Source organism: Actinoplanes cyaneus (assembly GCF_016862095.1).
GTDB lineage: Bacteria > Actinomycetota > Actinomycetes > Mycobacteriales > Micromonosporaceae > Actinoplanes > Actinoplanes cyaneus.
On the sequence record NZ_BOMH01000136.1, the window covers coordinates 1 to 2,973 of the forward strand.

2 protein-coding genes and 1 pseudogene are annotated in these 2,973 nt (G+C 70.4%); all 3 read left to right on the forward strand.

Annotated elements, in window-relative coordinates:
- Positions 1-70 precede the first annotated feature (70 nt).
- Entirely contained in the window at positions 71-1,750 is a 1,680-nt protein-coding gene (locus Acy02nite_RS45970) for a sugar ABC transporter ATP-binding protein (RefSeq protein WP_239175905.1), read from the forward strand.
- Complete coding sequence (locus Acy02nite_RS45975) at positions 1,747-2,766, forward strand: ABC transporter permease (RefSeq protein ID WP_239175907.1); 1,020 nt, start codon at positions 1,747-1,749, stop codon at positions 2,764-2,766. Before Acy02nite_RS45970 ends, Acy02nite_RS45975 begins: the two co-directional genes overlap by 4 nt.
- Positions 2,763-2,973: pseudogene (locus tag Acy02nite_RS47115) on the forward strand (hypothetical protein); the annotation flags it as partial. The gene Acy02nite_RS45975 and the pseudogene Acy02nite_RS47115, both read left to right, overlap by 4 nt.

Consider the following 2,973-nt stretch of genomic DNA (forward strand, 5'->3'; position numbering starts at 1 on the left):
CGGCCTGCCGGGGCTGGGTAGCATGCAGCCCCGGCACGCCCGGGTCCGCCGAACGGAAGAGCTAGGCACAGTGGCAGAAGAAGACGAATCCCCGCGGTTGCGGCTGACCGGCATCGCCAAGCGGTTCGGCGCGGTCCACGCCATCCGCCAGGCAGATCTGACGGTACGACCGGGGCAGGTGCACGCCCTCGTCGGTGAGAACGGCGCCGGCAAGTCGACGATGATCAAGATTGTCTCCGGCGTGGAGACGGCGGACACCGGCACGATCGAGTTCGACGGCGCGGCGGTGACCATCCGTTCCACCACCGACGCTCTTGCCCTGGGCATCGCCACCGTCTACCAGGAGCCGCAGCTTTTCGCCGAGCTCACGGTGGCGGAGAACGTCTTCCTCGGCCGCGAGCTCAAGAAGGGCGGACGGGTCGACTGGGCCGCCCAGAACGCGAAAGTCGTCGAGCTCCTCGACCTGCTGGGTCTGTCCGCGCACGTCGCCACCGCACCGGTCGGCACCCTCTCGATCGCCGAGCAGCAGCAGGTCTCCATCGCCAAGGCCCTCGCCGGTGACGCTCGCGTGCTGATCCTCGACGAGCCGTCGGCGATCCTCACCGACGCCGAGATCGAGGTGCTCTTCGACGTCGTCCGGCGGCTGACCAGCACCGGCGTCTCGGTCATCTACATCTCCCACCGCCTGGACGAGCTGTTCCGCATCGCCGACGAGGTGACCGTCATGCGGGACGGGCAGACCATCGGGACCTACGGCATCGGCGGCCTCACCGTCCGCAAGATCGCCGAACTGATGGTCGGCGGCATCCTCTCCGACGAGTGTCCGCACCGATCGGTCCCCGACGGTCCGGCGGTGCTGGAGCTGCGCGGACTCGGCCGCGCCGGAAAGTTCCACGACGTGGACGTCCAGGTGAAGGCCGGCGAGATCGTCGCGCTCTACGGCCTGGTCGGTTCCGGCGTCTCCGAGATCGCCGCCTGCGTGTACGGCATCGACCGCGCCACCACCGGGGACCTGCGACTGCGTGGCAAGCCGGTGAACCCGCGCTCGCCCCGCGAGGCCCAGCGGCTGGGGATCGCGCTGCTGCCGGCGAACCGCAAGGCGGAGGGCATGTTCGGCTTCCAGTCGATCGCCTTCAACATCTCGGCCGGCCACCTGAGCAAGCTGTCCCGCTTCGGCACCTGGCTCGATCGTGGCAGGGAACGGGACGTCGCGCTCGGCCTGATCAAGCGCCTGGCGGTGAAGACGCCGCACGAGCGGCAGCCGATCAGCGCCATGTCCGGCGGCAACGCGCAGAAGGTGGTGCTTGCCCGCCAGCTCGTCGAGCGCCCCGAGGTGCTGATCCTGGCCGAGCCCACCCAGGGCGTGGATGTCGGCGCGAAGGAGGAGATCCACCGCATCATCACCGAGCTCGCCGACGAGGGCACCGCGGTCCTGGTCGTCACGTCCGACCTGCCGGAGGCCCTGCGCATCGCCGACCGCATCCAGGTGGTCCGCGGCGGCACCACGACGGCCGAGTTCGGCCCCGACGCCACCCAGGTGGAGCTTCTGGCGGCCGCCGCGGGCTCCGGGAACGACCTCGCGGAGGAGTCCGCCGGCGTCGCGGTGGAAAACTCCGCCGGCGGCGTCCCGGTGGAAAGCTCCGGCAGCGGTGTCGCGACGGAACGTTCCGGCGAAACCGCAGCGGCCGGGCCGGAGGCCGACGGTGACACCGGCGAAGACGACGAATCAGCGAAGGAGAAGGTCGGATGACGACCACCGCTGTGCGGCCGCCGGCCGCCACCGATCCACCGAGACCGCGTGGCCGGGTGCTGCCCGCCCCGGTCTCCGGCCAGGAGCTCGTCCTGGTCGCGGTGATCGCCCTGCTCTGGGTGGGCCTGGCGCTCACCACCCCGGCGTTCCTGACCGCCGGCTCCCTGCAGCCGCTGCTGGTCGCCACGGCGCCGGTCGCGCTGGTCGGCGTCGGCATGACGATCATCATCATCACCGGCGGCATCGACGTGTCGGTCGGCGCCGCGATGATGGTCTGCTCGGTGCTCACCGCCAAGGCCCTGGTCGGCTCCGGGGTGAACCTCGGTGTCGCGGTGCTGATCTCGGTCGCCGCCGGTGCCGTGCTCGGGCTGATCAACGGCGTGCTGATCGCCTACGGCCGGGTGCACGCCATCATCATCACGTTCGGCACGGCGAACCTTTTCACCTTCCTCGGCCTGCGCATCTTCGGTTCCACGACGGTCAACGGCATCCCCGGCACCCTGGCGTTCTTCGGCCGGGGCACCGAGGGCCGCACCCTCGGGATCCCGCACGCCTTCCTGATCACGGTGCTGATCACCGCGGCGGTCTGGTGGTACCTGCGGCACACCGCGGGCGGCCGGCACTTCTTCGCCATCGGCGGTGACCCGGTCGCCGCGCGCCTGGCCGGTGTCCGGGTGCAGCGCCGGATCCTGCTCGCCTACACGCTCACCGGAGTGCTCGTCGGCCTGGCGGCCTGTTTCCTGATCGCGCAGGGCACGTCCACGCTCGACCAGTCCGTCGGCTCCGGCAAGGAGCTCGCCATCATCGCCGCCGTGGTCATCGGCGGCACCTCGATCATGGGTGGCCGTGGCTCGGTCCTCGGCACGCTGCTCGGTGCCCTGCTGGTCCAGTCGGTGAGTTCCGGCGTCACTCAGCTCGGCTGGAAGTCCCAGTTGTCCGACCTGTTCGTCGGCGTGTTCATCATCGTCGCGGTGGGCGCCGACCTGCTGCGTGCCCGCGCCAGGAGGAACCGGTGACCATCGTCGAAGCCCAGCCCGCCGCGCCGAAGGAAACCTCCGCCGCAACCGGCGAGTCGTTCGGTGCCCGCGCTCTGCGCATCCTGCTCACGCAGCGGATCGCGCTGCTCGCCGTCCTCATCGTCGCGGTAGTGGTCACGTTCTTCGTCCAGGACGCCGGCGGCTACCTCACCGCCTCCTACGACTTCGACTACATGTCCGCGTCAC